Here is a 5,332-nt window from a genome sequence, read left to right as displayed (position 1 = left end):
TTTACGCCTCGCTGGGGCTGTGCCCCCGTCACCGGTCCCTGCCCCCCGCGGCGCGGTGGGCGGGGCCCGCCGACACTTTGTCGGGGGGGGCCCGGCGGGCGGCCGGCGGACCGGCGAGCACAGGAAGCAGCAGATGGCCGTCCTTACCCCCACCCAGCCCACGCACCGGCGCGGCGACCCCGGGCCACGCCCCTCCCGACGCGTCGGGTTCTCCCAGCGGCTCGGCCGCTGGGACGTGAAGGTCTCCCCCTACCTGTACATCTCGCCGTTCTTCGTCCTCTTCGCGATCACCGGCCTGTTCCCGCTGGGGTACACGGCGTTCGTGTCCCTGCACGACTGGAACCTGCTGGGCGGCCAGGGAGACTTCGTCGGGCTGCAGAACTACGCCGACGTCCTGGCACAGCCGATGTTCTGGAAGACGCTCGTCAACACCTTCTCGATCTTCGTCTTCTCCAGCGTCCCCCAGGTGGTCCTGGCGATCACCATCGCGGCCCTGCTCGACCAGAACCTGCGCGCCGCCACGTTCTGGCGCATGGGCGTGCTGGTGCCCTACGTCGTCGCGCCGGTCGCGGTCTCGATGATCTTCGGCCGCATGTTCGCCGACGACTACGGGCTCATCAACGAGCTGCTCGGCCTCGTCGGCATCGACCCCGTGGGCTGGCACACCGACCGCGTCTCCAGCCACGTGGCCATCGCCACGATGGTGAACTTCCGCTGGACCGGCTACAACGCCCTGATCTTCCTCGCGGCCATGCAGGCCGTGCCGCGCGAGCTCTACGAGGCGGCCGTCATCGACGGCGCCGGCCGGGCCCGCCAGTTCTTCTCGGTCACGGTGCCGCAGATCCGCGCCACGATCATCTTCGTCGTGATCACGTCGACCATCGGCGGCCTGCAGATCTTCGACGAGGTCCGCATGTTCGACCCGCAGGGCCTCGGCGGCCCCGACCGGGACTGGATGACGACGGTCGTCTACCTCTACGACGTCGCGTGGGGCAACCAGAAGAGCTTCGGGCGCGCGTCGGCCATCGCCTGGCTGCTGTTCCTGCTCATCGTGCTCATCGGCATGATCAACTTCCTCGTCACCCGCCGGATCTCCACCTCCGGGCCGAAGGGGCCGAAGGTCAGCCGCCGGCACACCCGCGCCCTGCTCGCCGAGGCGCGCCGCGCCGGCACGGGCGGCGGGACCGCCGGCCGGGGCGCCCCCGCGCCGCCCGGCGGCGGCTCGCCGGGCGCACCGCCCTCGTTCTCGCCCACCACCACGACCACCGACCGGGAGGACCGTCGATGAGCTCCGTCGCCGTCACCGCCCAGACCGCCGGCAAGGGCGCGGCCCGCGCGGCCACCAAGCGCCGGGCCCGGGGCTCGCGGGCCACCCGCTCGGCCCAGCGCAGGCCGGGACGCGTCACCTACGTGCTGCTCGGGATCGTGCTGCTGATCTCGATCTTCCCGCTGTACTTCACGCTGCTGCTCGGGTCCTCCGACCCGGTGACGATCGCGAGGAACGCGGTGCCGCAGTGGCTGCCCGACTCGACGCTCTTCCAGCAGTTCGCCACGGTGATCGAGTCCACGCGGATCAACTTCTGGAAGGCACTGACCAACTCGGTGATCATCTCGGTGGTCACGTCCGTGTCGGTCGTGCTGTTCTCCACGCTCGCCGGCTACTCGTTCGCCAAGCTGCGCTTCCGCGGCCGCGGGCCGCTGCTGGTGTTCGTCATCGCCACGATGGCCGTGCCGACCCAGCTCGGCGTCATCCCGATGTACATCCTCATGTCCGACCTGGACTGGATCGGCAAGCTGCAGGCCGTCATCGTGCCCGCCCTCGTCACGGCGTTCGGCGTCTTCTGGATGACGCAGTACCTGTCCGAGGCGCTGCCCTACGAGCTCATCGAGGCGGCCCGCGTGGACGGCGCGTCCATGATCCGCACGTTCTGGTCGGTCGCCCTGCCCGCGGCCCGTCCGGCCGCGGCGATGCTGGGCCTGTTCACGTTCGTGCAGCAGTGGACCAACTTCTTCTGGCCGTCCATCGTGCTGAACAGCGAGAACCCGACCCTGCCCCTCGTCGTGCAGTCGCTGCAGGCCAACTTCTTCGTCGACTACTCGCTCGTGATGGGCGGCATCTTCCTCGTGACCCTGCCGCTGCTGGTGATCTTCGTCTTCGTCGGCAAGCAGCTGGTCGCAGGCATCATGGCCGGCGCCGTCAAGGGCTGACCCGGCCGGCCCCGTCCTGTCGTCACGCCCACGCAGCCGCGCCGTCGCGCGGCTGCGTGGGCCCACCACCGATGGAAAGATCCGAATCCATGACGCTCCCCACCCCCGGCGCGCGCCGGGCGGCCCCCGGCACGACCGTGCCGTTCACGCCCAGCACCCCCCTCACGAGCTCCCCGCACGCCACCGGGGCGGTCACGTTCCCCGACGGCTTCCTGTGGGGCACGGCCACGGCCGCCTTCCAGATCGAGGGCGCGTCCACCGAGGGCGGCCGCGAGGACTCGGTCTGGGACGCGTTCTGCCGCATCCCCGGTGCGGTGGTGAACGGCGACGACGGCTCCGTGGCGGACGACCACTACCACCGCTACCGCGAGGACGTGGCGCTCATGCGGCGCCTGAACCTCGGCGCGTACCGGTTCTCGACGTCCTGGGCCCGGGTGGTCCCCGACGGCAAGACGGTCAACCGGGAGGGGCTGGACTTCTACTCCCGCCTGGTCGACGAGCTGCTCGGCGCGGACCTCGTCCCCTGGCTGACGCTCTACCACTGGGACCTGCCCCAGGCGCTGGAGGAGCTGGGCGGCTGGCCGAACCGGGACACCGCGGCCCGCTTCGTCGACTACGCCGTGACCATGCACGAGGCGCTCGGCGACCGGGTGCAGGTCTGGACGACGCTCAACGAGCCGTGGTGCTCGGCGTTCCTCGGCTACACCGCCGGTGCGCACGCCCCCGGCCGCAAGTCCCCCACGGACGGCCTCGCCGCGGCCCACCACCTCATGCTCGCCCACGGGGAGGCCGTGCGGGCGCTGCGCGAGCGGGACCCGGAGGCCGTGCTCGGCCTCACGCTCAACTTCACCGTCTCCGACCCGGTGGACCCGACGGACCCGGCGGACGTCGACGTCGCGCGCCGCGACGACGGCATGTTCAACCGCATCTTCCTCGACCCGATCCTGCGCGGCGCCTACCCGCAGGACCTGCTCGACGACGTCGCGCACCTCGGGTTCGCCGACGTCGTGCGCGAGGGCGACCTCGACGTGATCTCCACGCCGATCGACGTGCTCGGCGTCAACTACTACAACGGCGGCGCCGTCTCGGCCCGGCCGCAGGGCGACGCCGGCGAGACGCCCGCGGGCACGGCCGACCCCGGCGGCGAGCGCGTCGACGCGGCCGTGTGGGAGACCCGCTCCCCCAACCCCGTGCCCGACGGCATCTATCACCACAGCCGCGGCCTGCCCCTCACGGACATGGGCTGGGAGGTGCAGCCGGAGGGCCTCACCCGTCTGCTGACGCGCCTGCAGCGCGACTACACGGGCCCCCGCGGCACCTCGATGTACGTCACCGAGAACGGCGCCGCGTACCCCGACGTCGTGCAGGCCGACGGGAGCGTCGACGACCCGGACCGCCTCGCGTTCGTCGACGCGCACCTGCGCGCCGTCCGCGACGCGATCGACGCCGGCGCCGACGTGCGCGGCTACTTCGCCTGGTCGCTGCTGGACAACTTCGAGTGGGCACTCGGCTACACCAAGCGCTTCGGCCTGGTGCACGTGGATTACGAGACGCAGGAGCGCACCGTGAAGTCCTCCGGACGGTGGTATGCCGACGTCGCCCGGACGGGCGTCGTCCCGGCACGCGACGGCGCGGACGCAGAGTAGTCTCCGCACGTGGTCATCGAGCACGCCAGCCCGACGCTGGACGACGTCGCCCGGGCCGCGGGTGTCTCGCGGTCCACGGCGTCGCGCGCCATCAACGGCGGTGACCGGGTCTCGCCCGAGGCGCAGACCGCCGTCGACGACGCCGTCGCCCGGCTCGGGTACGCCCCGAACCGGGCGGCCCGCTCGCTGGTCACCCGGCGCACGGACTCGATCGCCCTCGTGGTGCCCGAGCCCGACGCCCGCATCCTCACCGACCCCTTCCTCGCGGGCGTGCTGCGCGGCGTCAGCGAGGGGCTGACCGGCACGGAGCTGCAGCTCGTGCTGCTGCTCGCCCGGCCGGGCGAGCCCCCGGGCCACATCGCGCGGTACCTGCGGTCGGGGCACGTGGACGGCGTCATCGTGGCGTCGCACCACAAGGAGGACCAGCTCGAGCCCGAGCTGATGCGGTCGCACCTGCCCGCCGTGTTCGTGGGTCGGCCGTTCGACACCGAGTCCCTGCACTTCGTCGACGTCGACAACGCCGCGGGCGGGCGCACCGCCACCCAGCGCCTCGTGGACCGCGGCTGCACCCGCGTCGCCACGATCACCGGCCCTCTCGACATGACCGCGGCCGTCGACCGCCACGACGCGTGGCAGCACACGCTCGAGGACGCCGGGCTGCCCGCCACCGCCGTCGAGAACGGCGACTTCACGGTGGCGGGCGGCGCGGCCGCGATGGAGCGGATCCTCGCGACGCACCCCGACGTCGACGGCGTGTTCGCGGCGTCGGACCTCATGGCCACGGGCGCGCTGCAGGTGCTGCGCGAGTCCGGCCGGCGAGTGCCCGACGACGTCGCCCTGGTGGGCTTCGACGCCCTCGGCGCGGAGCGCACGACGCCGCGCCTGACCACGGTGCTGCAGCCCGTCGTCGAGATGGTCACGGCCGCGACCGCGACGCTGCTCGACGTCCTCGGCGGGGCCGACGTGCCCGCCGAGCCCCAGATCTTCGTGCCGCGGCTCGTCGAGGGCGAGTCGGCGTAGCGGGCGCTACCGTGCACGGGAGGCCGGCCGCACCGGCGGGCCCGACCCGCACGGCGGCGGCATGAGCGAGGCACCCACGGTCCAGACCTTCACGACGACCCTGCTCGCGACCGGTGGCAACACCGTGGGCCTGCCCGTGCCGGACGACGTCGTCGCGGCGTTCGGGCGCGGCCGGCGGGTCCCCGTCGTGGTGACGGTCGACGGCTACACGTACCCCGCCACCGTGTCACCGGTGGGCGGGCGCTTCCTGGTCCCGTTCAACGCCGAGACCCGCACGGCCACCGCCGCCTGGGAGAAGCTGTCGCCGAGCAGGCAGAAGGCGCACGCGCTGAGCGTGGACGGCGCCAAGAGCGACGAGACCCGCGACCGCCGCGTCGCGAGGGTGCTGGAGTCCCTCGTCGGCTGACACCGGGGCCCAGGCGCGACGCGCGACGGCGGCCCGTCAGAGTGCTCTGACG

Annotated in this window: 5 protein-coding genes; all 5 read left to right on the top strand. The window is 72.7% G+C overall.

Going from position 1 to position 5,332, the window contains the following annotated elements; translation table 11 throughout:
• The first annotated feature begins 133 nt into the window (after window positions 1–133).
• The 5 genes from ACFUVW_RS19340 (at window position 134) to ACFUVW_RS19320 (ending at window position 5,280) form a co-directional block, all read left to right on the top strand.
• Window positions 134–1,288 carry a carbohydrate ABC transporter permease gene (locus ACFUVW_RS19340; protein ID WP_430572924.1) on the top strand — a complete coding sequence of 385 codons (1,155 nt, stop codon included), beginning with the start codon at window positions 134–136 and terminating at the stop codon, window positions 1,286–1,288.
• Window positions 1,285–2,208: a carbohydrate ABC transporter permease gene (locus ACFUVW_RS19335; protein WP_430572923.1), complete on the top strand. Its 924-nt coding sequence runs from the start codon at window positions 1,285–1,287 to the stop codon at window positions 2,206–2,208. The genes ACFUVW_RS19340 and ACFUVW_RS19335 overlap by 4 nt, the downstream gene beginning before the upstream one ends.
• 89 nt (window positions 2,209–2,297) lie before the next feature.
• Window positions 2,298–3,854: a glycoside hydrolase family 1 protein gene (locus tag ACFUVW_RS19330; protein WP_430572922.1), complete on the top strand. Its 1,557-nt coding sequence runs from the start codon at window positions 2,298–2,300 to the stop codon at window positions 3,852–3,854.
• Window positions 3,855–3,869: 15 nt separating this feature from the next.
• On the top strand, window positions 3,870–4,874 hold the full coding sequence (locus tag ACFUVW_RS19325; protein WP_430572925.1) for a LacI family DNA-binding transcriptional regulator: 1,005 nt from the start codon (window positions 3,870–3,872) through the stop codon (window positions 4,872–4,874).
• Window positions 4,875–4,935: 61 nt separating this feature from the next.
• Complete coding sequence (locus ACFUVW_RS19320; protein ID WP_430572921.1) at window positions 4,936–5,280, top strand: YdeI/OmpD-associated family protein; 345 nt, start codon at window positions 4,936–4,938, stop codon at window positions 5,278–5,280.
• Window positions 5,281–5,332: the final 52 nt, after the last annotated feature.

The sequence above is a fragment of the Isoptericola sp. NPDC057391 genome (genome assembly GCF_042668085.1).
Taxonomy (GTDB): Bacteria; Actinomycetota; Actinomycetes; order Actinomycetales; family Cellulomonadaceae; genus Isoptericola.
The sequence above is the reverse complement of the archived record's forward strand: the minus strand, read 5'-3'. Positions and strand labels throughout refer to the sequence as shown.